Annotated in this window: 13 protein-coding genes and 1 pseudogene; all 14 read left to right on the forward strand. The window is 59.0% G+C overall.

The features are described from left to right. The first annotated feature begins 439 nt into the window (after window positions 1–439). Entirely contained in the window at window positions 440–10,249 is a 9,810-nt protein-coding gene (locus GTP58_RS06395) for an Ig-like domain-containing protein (RefSeq protein ID WP_161076702.1), read from the forward strand. Further along, window positions 10,246–10,554 (forward strand): hypothetical protein, encoded by a 309-nt coding sequence (locus GTP58_RS06400; RefSeq protein ID WP_161076703.1) that lies wholly within the window; start codon window positions 10,246–10,248, stop codon window positions 10,552–10,554. The genes GTP58_RS06395 and GTP58_RS06400 overlap by 4 nt, the downstream gene beginning before the upstream one ends. Window positions 10,555–11,052: 498 nt before the next feature. Beyond that, a complete protein-coding gene (locus GTP58_RS06405) occupies window positions 11,053–11,595 on the forward strand; it encodes a hypothetical protein (protein ID WP_161076704.1) in 543 nt (180 codons plus the stop codon). Then, window positions 11,585–12,109: a hypothetical protein gene (locus GTP58_RS06410; protein ID WP_161076705.1), complete on the forward strand. Its 525-nt coding sequence runs from the start codon at window positions 11,585–11,587 to the stop codon at window positions 12,107–12,109. The genes GTP58_RS06405 and GTP58_RS06410 overlap by 11 nt, the downstream gene beginning before the upstream one ends. Before the next feature lie 2 nt (window positions 12,110–12,111). After that, on the forward strand, window positions 12,112–14,463 hold the full coding sequence (locus GTP58_RS06415) for a secretin N-terminal domain-containing protein (RefSeq protein ID WP_161076706.1): 2,352 nt from the start codon (window positions 12,112–12,114) through the stop codon (window positions 14,461–14,463). Beyond that, entirely contained in the window at window positions 14,460–14,954 is a 495-nt protein-coding gene (locus GTP58_RS06420; protein WP_161076707.1) for a type II secretion system protein, read from the forward strand. The genes GTP58_RS06415 and GTP58_RS06420 overlap by 4 nt, the downstream gene beginning before the upstream one ends. Then, window positions 14,954–15,331 carry a type II secretion system protein gene (locus GTP58_RS06425; RefSeq protein ID WP_161076708.1) on the forward strand — a complete coding sequence of 126 codons (378 nt, stop codon included), beginning with the start codon at window positions 14,954–14,956 and terminating at the stop codon, window positions 15,329–15,331. The genes GTP58_RS06420 and GTP58_RS06425 overlap by 1 nt, the downstream gene beginning before the upstream one ends. Window positions 15,332–15,334: 3 nt before the next feature. Next, the gene (locus tag GTP58_RS06430) at window positions 15,335–15,787 is read left to right on the forward strand and encodes a type II secretion system protein (protein ID WP_161076709.1); all 453 of its coding nucleotides are present in this window, start codon (window positions 15,335–15,337) and stop codon (window positions 15,785–15,787) included. After that, entirely contained in the window at window positions 15,774–16,193 is a 420-nt protein-coding gene (gspG, locus tag GTP58_RS06435; RefSeq protein ID WP_161076710.1) for a type II secretion system major pseudopilin GspG, read from the forward strand. The genes GTP58_RS06430 and gspG overlap by 14 nt, the downstream gene beginning before the upstream one ends. A gap of 9 nt (window positions 16,194–16,202) precedes the next feature. After that, on the forward strand, window positions 16,203–17,387 hold the full coding sequence (locus tag GTP58_RS06440; RefSeq protein ID WP_161076711.1) for a type II secretion system F family protein: 1,185 nt from the start codon (window positions 16,203–16,205) through the stop codon (window positions 17,385–17,387). Between the two features lie 6 nt (window positions 17,388–17,393). Further along, the gene (locus tag GTP58_RS06445) at window positions 17,394–19,040 is read left to right on the forward strand and encodes a GspE/PulE family protein (RefSeq protein ID WP_161076712.1); all 1,647 of its coding nucleotides are present in this window, start codon (window positions 17,394–17,396) and stop codon (window positions 19,038–19,040) included. Continuing rightward, complete coding sequence (locus tag GTP58_RS06450; protein WP_161076713.1) at window positions 19,021–19,782, forward strand: hypothetical protein; 762 nt, start codon at window positions 19,021–19,023, stop codon at window positions 19,780–19,782. The genes GTP58_RS06445 and GTP58_RS06450 overlap by 20 nt, the downstream gene beginning before the upstream one ends. Next, a complete protein-coding gene (locus GTP58_RS06455; protein ID WP_161076714.1) occupies window positions 19,779–20,312 on the forward strand; it encodes a PilN domain-containing protein in 534 nt (177 codons plus the stop codon). The genes GTP58_RS06450 and GTP58_RS06455 overlap by 4 nt, the downstream gene beginning before the upstream one ends. A 1,866-nt stretch (window positions 20,313–22,178) precedes the next feature. Further along, a pseudogene (locus tag GTP58_RS31875) lies at window positions 22,179–22,382 on the forward strand (LCCL domain-containing protein); the annotation flags it as partial. Between the last annotated feature and the right edge of the window lie 177 nt (window positions 22,383–22,559).

A 22,559-nucleotide genomic window follows, 5' to 3' on the forward strand; every position in this document is an offset into this window, starting at 1 on the left:
CTGGCAAAAGGATGAGACTAAGCCCCTGATTTTCAGGGGCTTTTTCTTTTTGAGCCCACGCTGTCTGGCAAATTCAAGCAAGCGATAGCATGTTAATGTGCATGTATATTTGAGCTAGTCTCAAGCATAGATTTGTGTCGGCGCATGACATGTAACTTAGTTTCAAAGCTCTTTTTCACAAGTTAGAGGGCGTGAAGGCTGGGGCAACGATACTTGGTCAACTTTGCGTGCGAATGAAGAGAATGTTGACGTAATGACATCGCTTGAGTGACGAAGTGCATTGCTTAAATAATAAAAATACTTGTAATGCGCCAGTAGTGAAAATTTATAAATATTTCCGGCTTGTGATTTTTTGTGAGAATCGCCAACGTTGAAATCAGGCAAAATAGAAAGGTTATTAAATAGTTAAGCACCTTTCAGGTGCGGCCTGGAGCTTTAGATGGTCTTTCAACGAGTGCGCCAACTTGGCACTGTAGCGAATACCTTTATTCTATGTGTAGCTGTGTTCCTAGTGTTGGGCTTGCTAAGCAGTCAGAATGCATTGGCACAGCAAACAGTTACCTTCCCCAGTTTTTCCATCACCCCGCCTAACGGCGGAACGGTAGACCCGAATACTGGCAAGCTCAGCGTGACCGTTGAGGGCGGTGTTCTTGCCACCAATGTTAGCGATGCTATTCAGGCCGTACGGCTTTTTTACGATAATGTGCCCAATCAATCGATTTCCTGCAGGGTTGTGAATGATCCTGCGGGCAATCCGATAAACAATTTATGTAAATTCAAGTTCGAGCTGCTGGTAGACCCGGGGAGCCACACCATACAGGTCGGCGCACAGCCCAGGAATAATTCGATGGGGTATTCGAATGTTTTTCCGATTACTGCGGACCAGGGGACGAACAACGCGAGAGTTGCCGGGCAAAGTGTAGCGAACACGATGATTGCAGGGCAAACTTACCCGGTAGTTGTTGTAATGACCAATACCGGGACTTCGACCTGGCGGCCGGACGGCGTCAAGCCATATCGCCTGGGACCTCAGTCCCCACAAGATAACTATAACTGGATCAATCCCAATCGCGTGCCGCTCAGCGCTGCGGTTCGTCCAGGAGAGAGCGTCACCTTTAGCTTTAATGTGACGGCCCCCGCTACTCAAGGACGCCACGATATCGATTGGCAGATGGTGCAAGATGGCGCTGGCTGGTTTGGCGACAAGACCGGGCCGCTGGCTGTCACAGTCGTTTTTCCACAACCAAGCGCAGCGTTCACAAGTCCGCAAGAGGGGGAGCGATTTGTGGCGAATGGAGGCTCAGCGCCCGTGACCTTCACCGGCACGGCGGCACCAGGTAGCGGGGCTGCGCTAAGCAGTGTTCAACTACTGGAAAATGAAGTGCCGTTTGCCAGCGGTAGAGACAGCGCCATCAGTGGCAGCAAGAGCCTGTCGCTGGGCATCCACAAGATCACACTACGCGTAACGGACAATAAAGGACAGACCGTCAATGTCGAGCGCAGCGTCTCGGTCATACCTTCGGCTCCGTCCGCACGCATTACCAGCCCCTCTGATGGTGCGGTGCTGGAGAGCAGTGGCGGCACGTTGAATGTACCGATCACGGCCAGCGCCTCGCCCGATAGCGGTGCCAGCATTGGTCAAATGCGCTTGTATATCGATAATAATCTGGTACCAAGTGCGACTGCTTCGGGCAATTCGCTGAGCACTACCCAGACCTTGTCGGCTGGCGGACATCTGATTGGCGTTGAAGCCACGGATAACTATGGCAGCACCAGTAGCCGCAGCACCATCAGCGTGAAAGTCCAAGCGCCGGCACCTAATGTATCGATGAATCTGCCGGCACGCAATACAAGCTATCTTGCAGTCGACGGCAAAGCCACGGTAAGCGTAATGGGGACGGCCAGCCCGGTTGGCGGCGTCGCCATCACGCGGCTGGAGTTGCTGGACAATGGCGCGGTGATCGACCCAGGTAGTGGCACGGCAACGTTCAATAAGAGCGTTGCACTCGAGGTGGGCAGACATACGCTGTCACTTCGTGCGACGAACGCTTCCAATGTCAGCAGCACCAGTACGCCAGTAGTGGTCGATGTGATCCCGCAAGTGGCGGGCGACAGCGCGACGCAGTATGAGATCACTGTACCGAAAGCCATGCGGGCCAGTCAGCCCTATACTGTCACCGTCAGTATGCTTAACACCGGCACTACGACGTGGACGGATGCTGCCAACTATAGGCTGGGTTCGCAAAATCCGCAGGACAACCGTACTTGGGCAGGACGTGCCTACTTGCGCGCTAGCGTAGCCCCAGGACAGGTGGCGACCTTTACGATTCAGGTGACCGCGCCGTCGCGCGCGGCGAATTACAATTTCCAATGGCAAATGCTGCGGGAGGGCGGGACTTGGTTTGGCAAACCGACTGACAATATTTCCATTGCCGTCACCCCGGGAGCCGGACCGATGGCGACGCTTTCGGCCACGCCCAGCAACGTAAGGCTCAACGGTGTCCCAACCCAGGCCGTCAGTTTTACCGGCACCGGGACCAGCAATGATGTGACGGTGGCGACGCTGGAGCTGTTTCAGGACGCAGGGCGCGGCTATGGCATTGATCCGGTGCGGCGCGTCAGCGGCAGTACGCGTACGCTGAACTTCAGCGAGACCTTGAATTTGTCGGCAGGCGTGAACGCTTTCCGCTTGCGTGCTACCGATAGCAATGGCATACCGACCAGTTCTGAGCAGATATTTGTTATCGTCAGCAACAGCACGCTGTTAGGGACCGTAGGCGGCGTGCGTAGCAATGCTGCCGGTGCGCCGGAGCTATTTGGCTGGCTATGCAAGCCAGGCAGCACTGCGCCACTGGCTTATCAGGTGTTGCTTGACGCGCCGACACTGAGCACCGGCGGCGTATCGCTGACCCAGGGCGTCGCGAATGTCAGCACAGAGGCGGACAACGCCAGCGTGGCGGCCCAGTGTGGTTCAGGTGGCCACCATTTTGTACTGGACCTGAGCAATTACACGGCGGCCTATGCTGGACGTCCGCTGTATGTGTATGCAGAAACGGACTCGGCAACAGTGGTGCTGCCGTGCGCAGATAACAGCTGTACCATGCCAGGCAGCCAGCGCGTTGCGATCGCCTCGCCAGCTGCCAATGCCATCTTTACATTGCCGCAGCCGGCTTTCCTCAAGCTCAAGCTGAGCAATTACAGCGGCAACCTCGATGAAGTAGGCTTTGTGGTCAACGGCGAATATGTTGCCGCATCGCCTGATGGTGCTGCCGGTGAGTATTCAGCCCAGAAATATGGCCTGGCTGCCAGCACGACGCCATATACCGCCTACGCACGTGTCCGTCAGGGCAATATGACGGTACGCAGCATAGACTTGCCATTCTATGTCAATGCCGGTACCACGTTGACGCTGGATGCGCCCACTGCCAACACCAGGCTGAGCGTCGGAGTACCGGCAGCGCTGCGCGCGACAGTGACCGGTAGCGTCACGGCAGCGGTGCGCTTCTATGCCAATGGCACACTTATCGCTGAAGGCAGCAACAGCGGCGCGACATGGACGGCCAATTGGACGCCGGCAGCGGCGCAGACCTATAGCTTAGAAGCACGCGCCTTCGACAGCAACGCGGTGCTGCTGACGAAATCTGCAGGATTGAATGTGACCGTTGATCGAGGTCCACTGGCCCCGGATGATCCTATGCCGGTGGTGGTGCAGGTACCGCATTTGGCTGATCGCATGGGCGGGACTTTGCCTGGCAGCCTGGGGGTGAACAAAAACGGCGCGGCCACTTACGGCATGGCACTCGATGTGCCACCGGGCACGGCAGGCATGCAGCCCAAGCTGTCACTGAACTATGATAGTTCTGCGACCAACGGCATCGTCGGCCTGGGCTGGAGCCTGGGCGGCCTGTCGAGCATCCATCGCTGCGGACGTACCATTGCCCAGGATGGGGTCAATACGCGTATCGGTTTTGATCACGGTGACCGGTTGTGCCTGGATGGCCAGCGGCTGGTACTGATGAATTTGACGCTGACGGACGACAACTACTGGGCCGATAACGCCGAGTATCGTACTGAACTGGACGACTTTACCCGCATCCTTGCCCAAGGTAGCGGCGACCAGCGCAGTTTCAAGGTCGAGGCTAAGGATGGGCGTATATCGACCTATGGCAGCACGAGCTCCAGCTTTGTGAAGGCCTACGTCAGCGCCATCCATAGTGCCGACACGGTGGGTGGCAATCCGGAGGGACCGCAGCCGGCTGCCAAGAGCGGTGCGCAGTCTTGGGCAATTGACCGCGTCACCGATCGTATTGGCAACTATGTCAGCTTCAGCTATGAACAGGATGCGAGCACGGGCGAGCACCGCACGACCTTCATCCGCTATGGCGGCAAGGCACTGAGCGCGCACGCGGCGGTGGAATTTGTTTATGGTGATCGTGCCGATGCGTGGAAGCGCTATATGGACGAAAGCCGGGCCGACATGCGCAAGCGCGTGACGAATATCCGCACCTATGTCGGCGCCAACCTCGACGGCGACGTGAACAGCGCTGGCACGCTGGTGCGCGACTACACGCTGGCGTACAAGCAGAGCCCCACGAGCGGGCGCAGCTTGCTGACCTCGGTGGTGGCCTGCGCCGTCAATCCTCAGAGCAAGTTAGCGGAATGCCTGCCGGCGACCAGTTTTGCCTGGGGCGAGCCCGATCCTGCTAAACGGGCAGGTTTTGAGAGCAAGGGCATCTGGGCCGGTGCTCCCAATCTGAACGTGAAAAACCTGTTCAACGGCACGCGTCCGCCGCAAGGCATTACCCATGCGGACTACTTCGCGTTTGCCGATCTGGACGGCGACGGCTTTAGTGATGTGCTGGAAAAGCGTGTGGCATCCGTCATTCCCACTGACTGGCCGAGTGTCGGTGCGCGTCTGCGAGAAGAGGTTAATCCGATCGAACCGGGCACCATGCGCGGCAATTACCGCTATTTCCGCAATAACGCGGCTGCCGGTGGCACCGGCTTTACGGCCTATAACTACAAGCTGAGCACGGACGAACCGTTTGTGGTGCTCGATATTGGCGACTTCAACGGCGATGGCGCGCTGGATGTGCTGGCCTCAACGCCGAACGGCGCGCGCATTTGCCTGTCTCCATTGGCACAGGGCAGTGGCTACAGCAGCACCATCGTCTTTAATTGCCAGACGAACTGGCCGGCGTTTGGCAGGAATGGTCCCAAAGAGCAGCCCTATGTGTTTGATGTACTGGGGGACGGGCGCGCCGGTCACTACAGCGATATCCAAATGGACGCATCGGTCAAGCTGTTCTTGCGTGAGAAAACCTATGTGGAGCCGAATCCGCCAACCACGGTCATCAATGTCAACTTCAGCGACGACACCCGGGTCTATCCGGTACGTGAGTACGTGAGTTTCGAGCAGATGGTTGATTTCAGCGGCAACGGCAAGCCGTACGATGTGCGCTGGTCTCAGCCGGCCTATATTACGCACACCGCCGCCAGCGGCGAGATCTTGCGAAACTGGGTCAACCTCACCCCCACCTTGAGCATGACGGGCTTCGGCTTGCCAGGCACGGTGGCAGCGCCGATGACGGCCTACCGCTACAAGACCTATCAGCTTCCATGCAGTGACGGCACGTGCCTGGGGCCGTATGAGTTCGAGCGTCCGCTGCAAAGCGGAACGCTGACGGCCGACTTCAACGGCTCCGGCTATAACAGCGTGTTGTTTGGGTTCAAGGAGCGTGCGGCGAATGGCAGCCTGACGCGCGCAGAGGCCACGCTGTGCCTGTCCACCGGCCGCGCACTCGATTGCAGCATCCGCAAGAAGTTCAGTGGCGACCAGTACAAGGCTATACTGGCGGTCGGTAACTTCTACGGCGATGGTTATCCCGCTGTGCTCATGGAAGACATGATCTATCAGAGCGGAAGCGCGCCCAAGCACAGCGGCAACATCCAGATGTGCCGCATCCAGGGGGACGCTAGCGTAGACGGTTCGCGCACTGGCGATAGCAACTTCGTCTGCGTGCCGTGGCAAGGCTTGAAGCTGCCGATTTCGACAGCGGTGTTTCCAGGTGATACGCCCGCCAAACTGGATGACCAGGTCTATGTGATGGACTTGCTCGGCACTGGCCGTCCGCAACTGGTGTATTACCACAGCGGCAAAATCAACAATGCCGGCGATGGCTCCTGGATCGAAGACGGCCGCTGGGAGCTCTTTGCACCGGTGGATGTGGCGGTGACAGGGCAGGCACTGGACCGGATCTATGCAGTGACCAATGGCGTGAAAGCTGTCTCAACGGTCGAGTATGTCGATGGCCTGGCCAGCGGCGTGGTGTCGCGCACCGCGCAGGCGTTGAATTATCCCCAGCGTTCGTCCATGAATCCGGGCAAGATGGTGCGTCGCCTGTACAGCGACAACGGCAGTCAGCCGGCACGCGTTACCCAGTACAGCTACCAGGATCCGATGGTCGACCAGCAGGGCCGTGGCTCGCTGGGCTATGCCAGCGTGACCAGCCTGGACGTGCTCGACACCACGCGCGCTACTGGCATCACCACCAAGGTCACGTATAGCCAGACCTGGCCTTATACCGGCATGGCGCTGCGCGAAACCGTGACCTCGAGCGGCGGCATTGTGCTATCGGAAACCACCAATACGCCGGATGTGTTGACCGCGGCCGATTCGTGCAGCATGACCTCCTATCCATACGTCAAGTCCAGCCGCGTGGTGCGCAAGGATCTGCTGGGTCTGGCCTTGTCCGATACCACGACCACCAACCAGAAACCGGATTGCTGGGGAAATGTGGCGACGCAGGAGGTCAGCACGATAGGCACTGCGGGCACCTACAAAACAACGGTGACCAAAACCTATAACGACGATAACCACAAGCGCTGGGGCCTGCCGGACAAGGTGAGTGTCACCAAAGCGGCACCGGGCGTTGCCTCGCTCACGCGTAGCACTAGCTATGCCTATAACGCCGATACTGGCCTGCTGACCTCGGAAACCATAGAGCCAGGCAATACGGTACTAGAAGTGAAAACCGAGTACGATCGCTCGGGCAATGCCTTTGGCCTGGTCAGCAAAACCACGCAAAGCTGGAAGGGGGCCTTGGGCACGGCCTTCAGCCGCGCCAGTAATACCCGCTACGATGGCAACGGCCGCTATGCGGTCTGGCAGAGCAATGCGCTGGGTCACGAGACCACACGCGAGTATTTCCCGGGAACCGGTGCGCCAAAAAGCGTGACGGACCCAAATACCTTGACCGTGAAATGGGAGACGGACGGTTTCGGCCGCGCTACAAAAGAGAGCACACCGGACGGCAACGAGACCCGCACTTACCTGAAGGACTGCACCGGCTGCAGCGCTGGCGCTACGACGGTGCAGATCGTCGAGCGCTATCACGGGACGGACCGCATCGCGGTACCTGCGCTGGTGTACAACGACAGTCTGGGACGGCCAGTACAAGCCAGCAGCTGGAATCTCAACGGCAAGGTCACGGTGAGCGCCAAACGTTACGATGATCGCGGCCGCGTCTTTGAAACCGACCAGCCTAGCTTTGAGGGCACCAGCGCCCAGCTGGCCAGCCGCCAGCAATACGACGAGCTGAACCGCGTCTTGAACGTGGTGACGCTGGACGAGGGCGGGGCGGAACAGACCCTGAAGTATGCTTATTCAGGCCTGACCACGACCATCACCAATGCGCGTGGAAAGACGCGTACCGAAAAGCGCGATGAGATCGGGCAACTGGTATCTGTGATGGATGCGCTGAACAATAGCACCAGCTTCCTCTACGATGCTTTCGGTAACCTGACCCAGACCACTGATCCGGAACAGAACGTCATCAAGGTGGAGTATGACCTGCTGGGGCGCAAGACCGATCTGCACGATCCCGACCTGGGCTGGATGCATTACGACATCGATCCGCTGGGCCGCATCTATCGCCAGACCAGTCCGAACCAGCGCAAGGCCGCCGGCGGCAAGAATGATGATCCGGTTAATTCGACCCGCTTCGAGTATGACCTGCTCGATCGCATGACCGGACGCTACGAGAGCGATCTGGAAAGCCATTGGGAGTTTGACGTTGGCACCGCAGCAAAAGGCAAACTGTCGGAAGCTTATACCTACCTGAGCAAGGCGGCCAAGCGGGACTACCGCCGCCTGCATAGCTACGACACGTTAGGCCGTCCGGGCAAGGTCGAGCAGATACTGTCCGATGCCAACTATTCAGCGGAGCCTAGCTATGACCTGTGGTCGCGCGTCACCAAGCAAACCTACCAGCGCGGCAGCGACACAGCGAAGTCTTTCGTTACGCGCTACAACGCCTATGGTTATCCGAGCCGTATCGAGCGCGGCAACCTGGTGCTGTGGGAGGTGCAAACCCAGGACGCCGCCAACCGTGCGACAGTAATCGCACTGGGCAATGGCCTGACGGCGAAATACGACTACAACAAGTACAGTGCGCGTCTGAATGGCGGCAGCCTAGTGGACGGCGCCAACGCCGCGCTGCTGCAGGATGGTTATACCTACAACGCGATCGGTAGCGTGTACAACCGCACCCAGTCATGGATGAGCAGCGCGGGACAAACCGTGATGTTCCAGGAGAACTTCGATTATGACGACCTGGAGCGCGTCAAGTTCAGCCAGGTCGTAGGCCAGGAGGCGCAGTACTTTGATTACTACCCATCTGGCAATATCAAGGTCAAGCCTTCAGCAGGTACCTATAGCTATCCGAACAGTGGCGCAACTGCGGTACGGCCACATGCGGTCAGCAGCACCACGCTGCTGGGGCAGTTCAATTACGACGATAACGGTAACTTGCTGGATGGAGCGGGGCGCGGTGCCGCCTGGACCAGCTTCGACATGCCGTTGACGCTCAGGAAAGGCAACGACCTTAGTAGTTTTGCCTACGGCCCGGAGCACCAGCGCGTGCGTCAGGAACGCAGGGACGGCAGTGGCGGTGTGATGCAGACCATTTATGCGGGCGCCCAGGAAGTCGAAATTAAAGGCGATAAGGTGACCGTGAAAACATACTGGCCAAATGGCGCAGGTGTGGAAATCGATCGCCCGGGCGCCAGCACGGCCGAATTGAACTGGACCTATGTTGATCGCCTGGGTAGCGTGCTTGGCCTGAGTGACGAAACGGGCAAGCTACGCGAAAGTACGGTGTTCGACACCTGGGGCAAGCGCCGTACGCTCGATGGCAAGCCGGACGGTGGTAGTGCAACACCGGACAAGCTGGACGGCAAGACCGACAACCGAGGCTTTACGGGCCATGAGATGCTCGACAACCTGGACCTGGTGCACATGAATGGCCGTGTGTACGATCCGCTGGTGGGCCGCTTCCTGTCAGCCGATCCGCTGGTGCAGGACCCGGTGAACGGCCAGAGCTATAATCGCTACAGCTATGTGCTCAATAATCCGACGAATCTGATCGATCCGACAGGTTTTGCGTCGTGCGGAGAATCCAATACGGGTGAGCATATGACTCGCCGCTGCGATGCAGCAGAAAAGATTGCTGAAAAATGCGGTACTTGTGTAGTCGGTACAAAGGATAAGGATGGCAATGTTACAATTAAGGCAGTAGCAATAAACGGTGTTGCTACGAGAGTTGATAGCAACGGTAGCCAGATGGTGAATGTAAAAAACCCATCGGCAAACAGCGGAAGTTGGGCAGATAATCATTTGCCTCGAGTTTCCGATATCACCGAAAATGGCTTTATTGGAGCAGGTATTGAGGCTGTCAAAGCCACTGCAACTACAGCTAGTAACCTTATCCATTTCATAGGCGGTGGTATTGCTGGTGATTCGGACATGGCTGCTGCTGCGGCAGATAATTTGCTAAATAAGGATCGTGACGCGACAATCGCAACGGTTATGATCGTCGCATCTCGTGGCGTAAAAATACCTACTTCTCCGGAAGCTCCGCCACCTTTGACTGTAGGTAATTTTCCTGAGGTTGCACCTAAAGTTAGCCAAAAGCAGTTGCGGCATGTATCTGGCCGTAACGAATATCGCGGTGGTGGTGTGCTTAACAGCGTATCAGACGCACAGAAGGTATTAGATGCGTACAGGGCCGGAAATACACAAATTTTAGGTGCTTCCCAAGCGGGATTCCCGGTTATTCGATTTGACGGGGTAACAGGTACAAATATAAATCTTCCTAGCTTCCCTAACCAGCCGACAAATGTATTCATGATTAAGGGGACATCGGCTCCAAGTGTTGTACCTATGAATCCGAATTGGACACCAAGATGAAATATGAATTTACTGATCAAATATGGGTCATCCAGACACTAAGAATTGTGCAGTCCCTATTAGGTGCTGTTTCAGAGAATTTTCGTCTGGTTGGTTTGTCCAATGATGGAAATGCTTGGATTTTAATTTTCATTTTGTCTGAAGAGAGCGAAGAAGATAGAGAAGAAATAGCCGATGTTTGCTGTCAGTTTGAAGCTCTACAGGAGGGGCCTATTGCCTACTCTGTTGACATTGTTGTCTCGCAAGATCCAATTCCTTGGCCGAATGAACCTGTTCGAGTAGTTTTTAGGCGACGAGAAAGTTAAGTGTTGATTTGCATGAGATCTTGACCCAACCTCAGGCATCGATTTGTAACGCCGAATGACCCATGCAGTTTAGGCGGAGAGTATTCATTCGCAGGCTTGTCGGCGTCAAAGGCGGGGCAATCGCACTGGGTCAGATCGGCGTGCAAGCGAACACTAAGCCTCGTGGGGGCATTCCGAAAGAGGGCAGGATGCCAGTAATAGGGCGACGGCTTAATATTGGGCCTCTTTAGCCCCTCATTATTATTATCTAGTGCGCCAGTTCAAATGGAAGAAATTTTCTTAAAAAGCAATTTCCAAGGGGTAATTTAGGTGTTTTTGTGATAATATCCCCTGCTTGTGCATCTCCGGGCCTGCCGAGGATGCCTTCGAGCATACGGATCACTTGTTCGCCTGGCTTGCTTCCGCGCCCCAAAATCGATTACGAAACATGCTTCTCTTGCTCGAGGAAAGTCCTCGCTCCTTTTCCGTTTGTGATTGCGCAACGTGGATGGGCCAGCCATGAATGGTGGCCTGTCCTTCGTTCGTTTCTACACCCGCAAGCTGGTTCAGGCTGCGCCTGCCAGCTTCGTGGCGTGCTGTATTGCCGGGCTGGCGCTGCTGCTGGCACTCGCGTCAGTTGCTCTCGGGACTCAACATTTAGCACAACACCGTCTTGAGCTCACCGAGCTGCGCAGCAAGGCGCGCACGCCGGTGTCCACGCCGTACACGCCTGCATCGCTGGCACCGAATCTGCCGTGGTTCGATAATGCCAAGCTGGTGGAACAATTGGGCAAGGTCGCTGGCGAAAATAATTTGCCGATTGACGAGGTGGGCTATGTACTGGAGGACGGCACGCAGCATCCCTATTTGCGTTATCGGATCACGCTGTCGGTGACCGCAGCTTATCCCGCCATCCGCCAGTTCGCGGACGACGTGTCGTCGAGCTTGCCGCATGTCGACCTGGACAGCATCAGCTGTACCCGCTCGGACATCGCGGTGGTGGCGCCGACCTGCGAGCTGGCGTTCTCGGCCTTCTTCAGGAAGGACGCGCATGCCAAGTAACACGCGCCTGCGCTGGGCACTGCTGCTCGGCACGCTGGGGTTGACGCTGGTGGCGATGTATTACCCGCTGGAGGACGATCTGGCCAGCCCTGCGCTACCCAGTGCGGCGCGCGCGCCACAAACAGCGCCCAGCACGCTGGTGGAAAACCTGAGTGCGGAGACTGTGGCCGAAACGGAGCAGGCTGAGGCGGGACGCGATCCCTTTGCCCCGCGCGGCTGGTCCGCGCCGCCACCACCCGCGCCGCCGCCGGCACCAGCGCCGCTGGTCGTGGCGCCGGTCGACCTGACGCCTGCGGGACCGCCCGAACTGCCGTTCCGCTACGTCGGCAGCCTGGTCGATGGCAGCGAGCAGACTGTGTATCTGGCGCGCGGCGACCAGGCCTACGTCCTGAAACCGGGCGACGTGGTTGACGCCACCTACAAGGTGCTGGGCATTACGCCGACCCAGATTGAATTTGAACATCTACCCACCAGCGCCAAACAGGCGCTGGTATTTCCCGCACGCGAAAACTGACCATGACTTTTCCCTTTGTACGATACGGCCAGCGTTATGGCGCCAGTGTGGTGCTATGCCTGTTGCTGGCGGGCTGCGCTGCTGAACAGCATCACCGCGATGGGCTTCACGCGATTGATGAGGGCAATTATGGCAAGGGGGTGGCGGAACTGTCCAAGGCCGCCGAGCTGAAGCCCAAGGACGTGGAGTACCGCAACGACTGGCTACGCGCCCGTGAGACGGCTACGGCGCGTCTGCTGGCCAGCGCGGCCGAAGCAGCCGCACTGGGCAAGGCGGCGGACGCGGAGCAGGCTTACAAGACCATCCTGGGCTATGAACGTGACAATGCGCGCGCACTGGCCGGGCTGGAGTCGCTGGCGGCAACCGCCCGTGCTGCGGCCGATGCGGCGAAGGCGCGCCAGGCGTATAAGCAGGGTGATGTAACGCGCGCGGCCGAACTGGCAGCGCTGGTGCTCAAGCGCCATCCCGGCCAGGAAGACGCCAAAGCCCTGCTGGCGGAAATCGAGGCGCAGCAGACGATTGAAATGCCTGCTGTGCCCACACTCAGTGGCGTGTACAAAAAACCCATCAATCTGGAATTCCGCGATGCCAGCATCAAGATGGTGTTCGACGCCTTGTCGCGCACCACCGGCATCAACTTCATCTTTGACCGCGAAGTCAAAGGCGATCAGCGCACCACGGTGTTTCTGAAGCAGACCACGCTGGACGATGCGATTGATGTGATCCTGTCGACCGGCCAGTTGGAAAAGAAGATTCTGAACGCCAGCAGCGTGCTGATTTATCCCAATACGCCGGCCAAGCTGCGCGAATACCAGGACCTCATGGTCAAGGCGTTTTATCTGGCCAATGTCGATGCCAAGCAGGCGGCCACCATGCTCAAGACGGTGCTCAAGCTGAAAGACATCTATGTCGACGACAAGTACAACATGCTGGTGTTGCGTGAAAGTCCGGAGTCGATTGCGCTGGCGGAAAAGCTGATCGCGCTGCAGGACCTTGAAGAGCCAGAGGTCATGCTTGAAGTCGAGGTGCTGGAGATTAACCGCAACCGCCTGCTCAACCTGGGCATCCAGTGGAATGGCCAGTTCACGGTATCGCCTTTGGCGGTGACCACCACCAACAATGGCGGCAACAACAGCTCCAACGGCACTGCGACAGCGACTTCGACCATGAAGCTCAGCGATTTGAAGAGCATTAATTCGACGCAGATCGGCATTACGCCACCGAGCGCCGTCATCAATCTGCAAAAAACCGATGGCGACGCCAACCTGCTGGCCAATCCACGCATCCGCGTGCGCGACCGCGAGAAAGCCAAGTTCCTGATCGGCGACAAGGTGCCGGTGGTGACCACCACCAGCAACGGCAACTTCGTCAGCGAGAATATCCAATACCTGGATGTGGGCCTGAAGGTGGAGGTGGAGCCGGACATCCACCTGCGCGATGAAGTCGGCCTCAAGGTGGCGCTGGAGGTCAGCTCGCTGGTATCTTCGGTCAAGACCAATAGCGGTTCGCTGGCGTACCAGATCGGTACGCGCAATGTGAACACGGCGCTGCGCCTGAAAGACGGGGAAACCCAGATCATGGCCGGTCTCATCAACGATGAAGACCGCAGCGCCGCCAACCGGGTGCCGTTGCTGGGAGAGCTGCCGGTGCTGGGCCGCCTGTTCGGCAGCCAGAGCGATAATCGCAAGAAGACCGAGATTGTGCTGTCGATCACACCGCACCTGATCCGCAATGTCCAGCGCAAGCAGCCTGCGGCCGAAGCCTTCTGGTCCGGCACCGAAGCCAGCCTGCGTAACCGGCCGTTGCAACTGCGTTCGTTTGACAGCCAGCCCGGCGCAACCGCCGATGGCGCGGGCCCACGCGCGGCGCCGGCCACGCCGGGCGGCCCGTCGCCTGCTGCGGTGCCGGCCTCGGAACCGACTTCGGCCAATGCGCCCAAGCTGGGCTGGGAAGGGCCGGGCACGCTCAAGGTGGGCGAGCAGGCCACGCTGTATCTGAACCTGGATAGTCCCGAGCTGCTGCGCGCCACTTCGCTGCAACTGGCGTTCAATCCGGCGGAACTGGACGTGGTGTCAATCGAATCGGGCGACTATTTCAGCAAGACCGGCAAGGGCACGTTCAGCAAGACCATCGATGCTGCGGGCGGCAGGGCCTCGGTGGGCCTCAGTATCAGCGAAGGCGATGGCACGCAGGGGCGCGGCCGCCTGCTGGCTGTTGGCGTCAAGGCCAAGGCGCCCATCAATGGCGCCGACAGCACCAGCATTGCGGTGATCGCCATGACGCCGATCGGCGCCAAGCTGGCCATTGGCCGGCCAGGCTTGCCGGCCGCGCAGCGGTTCAAGGTCACGCCATGAGGGTATTACGGGCGCGCTGGCGGTCCGCACGCGGCTTCAGCCTGATCGAGCTGCTGGCGGCATCGGCGATTCTGGGCTTGCTGGCGACGGTGGCCGTGCCTTTTATCGAGACCACGGTCAAGCGCCAGAAAGAACAGGCGCTGCGCGTGGCGCTGTATGAAATCCGTACCGCCATCGATGCGTATAAAAAAGCGGTGGACGATAAACGGATTGATCCTGTGGATTCAGGCGCGAGCGGCTATCCGCCCACGCTGGGCGACCTGGTGAACGGCGTGCCGGACAAGAAAAACGACGGCAAACCGCTGTACTTCCTGCGGCGCATTCCGCGCGATCCCTTCTATGCCACTGCAGCGCCGGAAGCGGCTGCCACGTGGGGACTGCGTAGTTTTGCCTCGGCGCCCGACAAACCGCGTTCAGGCGCCGATGTGTTCGATGTCTACTCGACCACGGACAAGACTGGCTTGAACGGTGTGCCTTACAAGGACTGGTGATGGCTAAAACACATCGTGGCTTTACCATGATAGAACTGCTGGTGGCGCTGGCGATTATCGGCATGCTGGTGGCGATTGCGTCGCCGCGCTACTTCGGCAATATCGACCGCACCAAGGAAGACGTGCTGAAGGAGGACTTGCACGTCTTGCGCAACGCGCTGGACCATTTTTATGCGGACCGCAATGTCTATCCGGAGACGCTGGACGATCTGGTCAAGGAGCGCTACTTGCGCAATCTGCCGGTCGATCCCTACACCCAGAGTTCCCATAGCTGGGTGCCGTTGCCGCCCGCCGATGCGTCGCTGGGCGGCGTGGCGGACGTGAAGAGCGGTGCGGCAGGCACTGCGCGCGACGGCACCTCGTTCAAGGACTGGTGAGCCGTGCGCCATCAACAAGGATTCAGCTATGTCATGGTGATGTTCCTGGTTGCCTTGCTGTCCATCGTCTCGGTGCGGGCGCTGGAAAACAGCATGATGACCGAGCGGCGCCAGAAAGAGGCGCAACTGCTGCAGGTTGGCAAAGCCTACCGCGACGCGATCGGCGCGTACTACAACAACTCGCCGGGGACGGCCAAGCAGTTCCCGCGGACGGTGGACGAGCTGCTGTTTGACAACCGCCTGACCCGGGTCCAGCGTCCGTTGCGCAAGCTGTATTACGACCCCATGACCGGCTCGGCGACGTGGGGCTATATTTATCAGAATGAGCGGCTGATCGGGGTGTACTCGCTGTCCACGCTCAAGCCCTTGAAACGCGATGGCTTCAGCGAGGAGCAGCGCAGTTTTAAGAATGCGGCAAGCTATCAGAACTGGCGGTTCATCTATGCGCCAAATTAAGGTCGCGGGATTTTCCCTGCTGGAGCTGCTGGTGGTGATCGCCATTCTGGGCATGCTGGCGACGTTTGCCGGGCCGCGCTACTTTGCGCAACTGGAACGTTCCAAAGCGCAGATCGTGCGGACGCAGATTGAAGCCATGGACAAGGGGGTGGTGCAGTACCGCATCGATACCGGCCATTATCCACCGGCGGCGCCAGGTCTGGTGGCCTTGTTTGCGCCGCCGCCGCATGAGGCGAACTGGCAGGGACCGTATTTGCACAAATACCTGCCGACGGATGCGTGGGAGCATCCGTATGTGTACCTACTTCCCGGCCGTGACGACCGCGAATACGAAATCATCTCCTACGGCAGCGATGGACAGCCTGGCGGCCAGGGCGATGCTGCGGATATCACCAACTGGCAATAAGCGGACGTTATGCAATTTCGCATCAAAGTGTTAAACCAGAAAATGGCCATCGAGTTTCTCGACATCGATGCTTCCAGCGAAGACGAGGCGCGGCGCCTGGCCGCCGCCGCAGGGGTACGCATTCTTGACGTGCGCCTGGGGCGCAGCGCGCTCGGCGGCAACGCGGGCGCCAACGCCTTTAAACTCGGCGTTTTCAACCAGCAGCTGCATTCGCTGCTGGAAGCAGGGCAGACCGTGGTCGATGCGATTGAGGTGCTGGGCCGCAACGACCGGCGCGACCGCAACCGCGCCATCTACGACTCCATGCTGCAGAGCCTGAAGAGCGGCCATCAGCTGTCCGACGCGATGGCGGGCCTGCCGTCAGTGTTTTCGCCGCTCTACGTGGCCATGGTGCGCGCCAGCGAAACCACGGGCACGGTGCGCGCCGCGATCCGCCGCTACATGCAGTACCAGCGGCAGATCGATGAGATCCGCGGCAAGGTCAAGGCAGCGCTGACGTATCCGGCGATTCTGCTTAGCGTCGGCTTTGCGGTGATCAGTTTCCTGATGCTGTACGTGCTGCCGCGTTTCAGTGCGGTGTATGACGACGCGGGGCAAGGCCGCCATAGTGATCGCGGTTTTGTGCAGGCCTGGGGCGGCTTCGTGCGTAACAACACGGCGCTGGCGTGGCTGGCGGTGGCGGCGATTGGTGCCGGCGTGGCGGCTGTGGCGCTGAATCCGGCGCTGCGCTCGGCGGTGCTGCGCCGCGTGCTGGCCCTGCCGTGGATCGGCGAGCGCGTGTGGGTGCTGCAGCTCGCGCGTCTGTACCGTACCTTGGGCATGCTGCTGCGCAGCGGCATCAATGTGATTGCCGCGCTGCGCATGACGCGCGCCTCGATGCCCGCCACCATGCACGCGGATCTCGACCTCGCGATCAAGGCGGTCAGCGAAGGCCATCCCATGTCGCAGGTCATGCGCGAGCACCGCCTGAGCACCGAGATTGCGGAGCGCTTGCTGCTGGCGGGCGAATCATCGGGCAACCTCGATGAAATGATGGAGCGCATCGCCGACTTCTACGATGAGGAGACGGCGGCCTGGATCGATGCGGCCAGCCGTATCGTGGAGCCGGTGCTGATGCTGGTGATCGGCGCCATCGTTGGCGCCATCGTATTGATGCTGTACAGCCCGATCTTTGATCTGGCCAATATTGTTTGAGGCGATATGCTGACTATTTCTTTGCTTAACGACGTTGCGCAGACGGCATCGCCGCCGGCGCGCTGGCTGTCGCTGTTGGCCGCGCGCCTGGAGCAGGCGCGCGACGCCGTCCTGGTGCAGGTCGCCACACTGCTGGCGATGCCCAGCCTGGACCATGCGCAACTGGACGCGCTGGCGCCGGCCTTCACCCAGGCCAGCTATGCCGACATGGTGGGACGCCAGCTGCTGTTGGCCACGGATGCGCATGGCCGCCTGGTTGCCGTGCTGGGTCTGCCGCTGGCAAACGATGCCGGCAGCTGGCTGGTGCAGTTTGCGCTGTACGAAATTTATCTGGGCGACCCGGACGCCATTCACGCCAAGCTGGAAGCGCACGAGACCAGCTTCAGCGCGGTGGCGGATGCGGTAGGCGAGGAAACGGTCAGCGAAGTCGTGCGCGACGCCAGCGACGATCTGACCCTGACTTCGATCCAGGGCGAAGCCAGTCCCGCCGTGCGCCTGATTAACTCCACCGTGTTTGACGCCTTGCGCTTTGACGCCAGCGATATCCACCTGGAATCCTTACCGCAGGGGCTGGTCATCAAGTTCCGCATTGACGGCGTGCTCAACCGCATCGGCGCCGTGAACAACCCGGCCCTGGCCGAGCAGGCGATTGCACGCATCAAGGTGCTGGCCGAGCTGGACATCGGCGAAAAGCGCGTCCCGCAGGATGGCCGCTTCCGCGTTGCGGCCAAAGGGCGTGACATTGACATCCGCGTGTCCATCATGCCGAGCATCCACGGCGAGGATGCCGTGCTGCGTGTGCTGGACAAGAAAGCGCTGACCGACAGTGTCCAGCGCCTGACGCTGGACACGCTGGGGTTTGACGACCAGACCATCCACCTGCTGCGCCGCCTGGCGGCCGAACCGTACGGCATGATGCTGGTCACCGGACCGACCGGCAGCGGCAAGACCACCACCTTGTATGCCGCGCTGACCGAGATCAACCACGGCGAAGACAAGTTCATCACGATTGAAGATCCGGTGGAATACCAGCTGCCTGGCGTGCTGCAGATTCCTGTGAACGAAAAGAAGGGGCTGACATTCGCGGTAGGCCTGCGCTCGATACTGCGGCATGACCCGGACAAGATTCTGGTCGGCGAAATCCGCGATGCGGAAACGGCGCAGATCGCCGTGCAGTCGGCGCTGACCGGCCACATGGTGTACACCTCGGTGCACGCGAATAACACCTTTGACGTGATCGGGCGCTTTATGCACATGGGCGTTGATCCCTACAATTTCGTCTCCTCGCTGACCGGCGTGGTGGCGCAGCGTCTGCTGCGGCAAAACTGCCCCCACTGCAACGCGCCGGTGGAGGTCAGCGCCGAGTTGCTGGCCGAATCCGGCATCCGTGATGCCTCATCCTTCCATTTCCACGCAGGCAAAGGGTGTGCGCAGTGCCGCCACACCGGCTATAAAGGGCGGCGCGCCATTGCCGAAGTGCTGCGCCTGACGGACGAGATCCGCGAAATGATTATTGCGCGCGCCTCGATCCGCGCACTGAAAGAACAGGCGCGCAAGGAGGGTACACGCTTCCTGCGCGATGTGGCGCTGGAGCTGGTGCGCCATGGCCATACCACGTTACAGGAGGTGAACCGTGTTACGTTTGTGGCCTGAAACCCTGCACGGCGGTCTGTTCGCGGGCGCTGCCTGGTTGTCCACCAAAGGCGGGCGCGACATGCCTGAGCGCAGTCCGGCCAGCGTCCAAGCCGATCACCTGCTGGCAGAGCTGGAGGCCATGCTGGCTGCGTTGCCGCCAGCGGCGGGGCGCCGCCGGGTGCTGCACCTGCAGGTCAGCGACAGCCTGGCCAAGATCGCCGTGCTGCCGTGGCAGCAGCAGCTGCAGGCGCAGGCCGAACTCCAGGCCTATGCGCAAGCCTGCTTCGAGCGGAACGGCATGGCGTTGGACGCGACCTCGGTGATGCAGGTCGGCTTCCGGCAATTTGGCCGTAGCGGCCTGGCCTATGCGCTGCCGCGGGCATGGCTGGGCGCCGTGGTGGCGCTGTGCCAGCAGCATCAAATTCAGCTGCAATCCGTGCTGCCGGTTTCGGCGGCTGCTTACTGGCGCTTGCCGCCCACGGCTGCGCGTCTACCGGGCGTGGTGTTGCTGGTGGAGGCGCAGCGTGTTACGGCGCTGGCGCATCGGGCGGGCGAGTTGTCGCTGATCGATGTACAGCCCGTGACCGGCGATGCGGTGGCAGCCAGTGAGCGTCTGCTACGGCGCTTGCTGGCCCGTCAGCCCGGTTGTTCGACGGTACGCTACTGGTCCGCCAGCGCGTCCGCAGTCGCGCCAGCGGTGATTCGCGAACAGCTGCCGGAAGCGGAAGTGCTGTTGCTGAAGAGGGAGGCGTGGCAATGAAGACGCGTGAACTGTCTGCCTATCTGCGCCCGCCAACGCGGGCAGGCTTGTGGATGCTGGTCGTAGCGGTTCTGCTCTGTGCAGTTGCTGCGGTGGCGTTCTGGCAAGTGTTCGCGCTGGACCGGGATGACGTAGAAGTGCGCCGTCAGGTCGCAACGCTACGCCTGGCCACGCAAGTCAAGCCGGCGCCCACATTGAGCAAGGTGGAAATTGATCAGAACAAGCGCTGGACTGAGTTGCAGACCGAGCGCGGCTTTGCATGGGCGCCGCTGTTCAATGCGCTGGAAGCGGCGGGGAATGCGGATATCGAGCTGCTGGAGCTGCATCCCGACAAGCCAAGTGCCAGTGTCATCCTGCGTGGGGAAGCCAAGGATGAGGCTGCATTGCTGGAGTTTATGGAGCGGTTGGCGCGCAGCCCGGCGCTGCAGCAGGTTTATCTAAGCCACCGCAAGAGCCGCAAGCGCGACCGGCTGGTGACGATTGCGTTTGAGCTCAAGGCCAAGCTGGCTCCGGCGCTGCGTCCGCAGTAATGCCACGATCACGCGCTTGATGGATCTGCGCAGCTTGCGTTTGATGGTTGGCTACAGGTCGAGATGTGGTGCGTCGTCTTGTGCAGGCATAGAAAAAACGCGGCGAGCCGCGTTTTCAAAAAAAGCTATTTCATACGGGAGAGTTGCCGGCTGGCGTAGCTCGCCACATCGGAGGTCGTCGCCGTCCTGAGGTCGCGCTGCGGTCCATGTTGTGCACGTTCTTTAATGCCCAGCGGGGGTTGTTCCATATGCGGACGATCGCCCGGTCCCAGACATGTATGGTCGCACTGAGAAAGGGACTGTTCCCTTAGCGTGGTGGGGCGCTAAGCCGGTCCAGCCTACCTAGCAATTTAAGCTTCATGAATTTCTCCCGTTCGATGCATCGATTAAAGCCAGGACCTCTGGACGGCGCGTATCGCGAGAGTTGTCGCTCGCCCGTAAGTGTCTATCCGCTAGTGAGCGAGGAGAAATTTTCATTTAGAAAATAAAGTTGTTATTTGTTACATTTCGCGTATTTTCATATGCAATTGATAATGCATAATAGAAAGATTTTTATGCTTTAACAAGCTGATGATTGGCCAAGTTGGTCGAATCATCTTTGACCTGCCACGACATCTTTATTCCGCGCCAAACATGACGCTACCATCCCGCCTGTTCGCTTCGCTATTCCTACACATCTCTCGGCTCGGACTCTTTGTGATTCTGACCGCCGTCGTGGCAGAGGCGCAAGCCATTACGTGCTCAATGAAACCGGTCACGTTAAGCGTTACGGCTGGGGTAGTGCCTGGCGCGACCGTATATGGGAATAACTCCGATGGGTACACTAGAGACTCTGACATTCCGGCAGCGCTAGTCCATTCAGGTTTGCTAGCGCGAGGCGAGACAGCCTATGTCGACATTACTCCCCTTGGGAGCATGAGGATCTTTTATGCCTTTACTTCGCCAAATGGAATAAATAGTGGCGACTGGGATGAACCCGCATGTGGAATGCGCTTGTCACTGGCGAAGAATGCTCCTGCTATCACTACTTCACCGCCAACAATTGATGTGCAGATCAAGCCGTCACCGCTGCGTGCTGGGCAGCCTTACACGATGACTTGGAGCACTACCAACGCTACCAATGTACAGCGTATGTGTATGAGCGGCGTAACTAATATGCTATTAAGTCCATCGGGCTCCGAAGTTGCAACCGCGAATAGAGACTCGTATGTTGACTGCACCTGGGTTGCGACGGGGCCGGGTGGGACGACTCGAATTCAGACTGTCACCGATTGGACGTCTCCGATACTCGCAAACTGTTGGGCTACCACGCCGCCGAGCGGAATCTATACGGCGCACGCGGGGTATGTATACGGGAACAATTTTCAAGGCTATTTAGTTGACAGTCAGGTACCTGTATCTGCGGCGCTGGCACATTCCGGTCTTCTTTCAGAAGGCGCCAGTGGGCATATCACTGTTACTCCGTTGGGCAAGTTGTCCAAATTTGCTAGCGAATGGGGGCCAAGCGGTTATTCGTTGGATTGGGATGACCCGGGCTGCGGTATGCGCCTTTCACTTACCTCAAAGGTAAAACCTACCATTGTTGTTGAGACGACCTCGACACCTTTAACAAAGAGGGTCCCTCTGACTGCCGGACAAAGCTATCAAAGCGACTGGCGTTCCACTTACGCTGACTCAGTCACACGCGTCTGCACGGGGGAAAACACTCCGAAACAACTGGATGTCAGCGGCGTATTGATCGGCACCGTTAAGGCCGCCTGGGCAGGATCACCTTCAACTTGTGTCTGGACAGCGTCAGGGCCAGGGGGCGTAACTAAATACACAGAAACTCTGTCGTCGACGGTTCCGGATCTTTCGGCAAAATGCATGGGCAAGGCGCCTGCTACGGGGATCTATACCGGCAATGCAAGCGGCGGCGCTGTCTGGGGCGAAAGTTCAAACGGCTACCGCACCGATTCAAACTTGGCAGCGGCGCTGGTCCATGCAGGCTTATTAGCGGATGGCGAAACGGGAAAAGTCATCATTACGCCACTGGATATCGTACGGAGTTTCCAGGGTACTACTAGCAATGGCGTTACATCAGGTGGCTCACCAGTTGCCGCTTGCGGCATGAATCTGGCACTGCCGCCTAAGCCGCCTACACCTGTGACAATCACTGTCAATACGACGCCGTTGGTGGCTGGTCAGAGTTACACCACTACCTGGAGCACTACCGGAGCGACATCCTTGCGCAGATACTGTCGCGCC

The sequence above is a fragment of the Duganella sp. CY15W genome (genome assembly GCF_009857555.1).
Classification (GTDB): domain Bacteria; phylum Pseudomonadota; class Gammaproteobacteria; order Burkholderiales; family Burkholderiaceae_D; genus Rugamonas; species Rugamonas sacchari.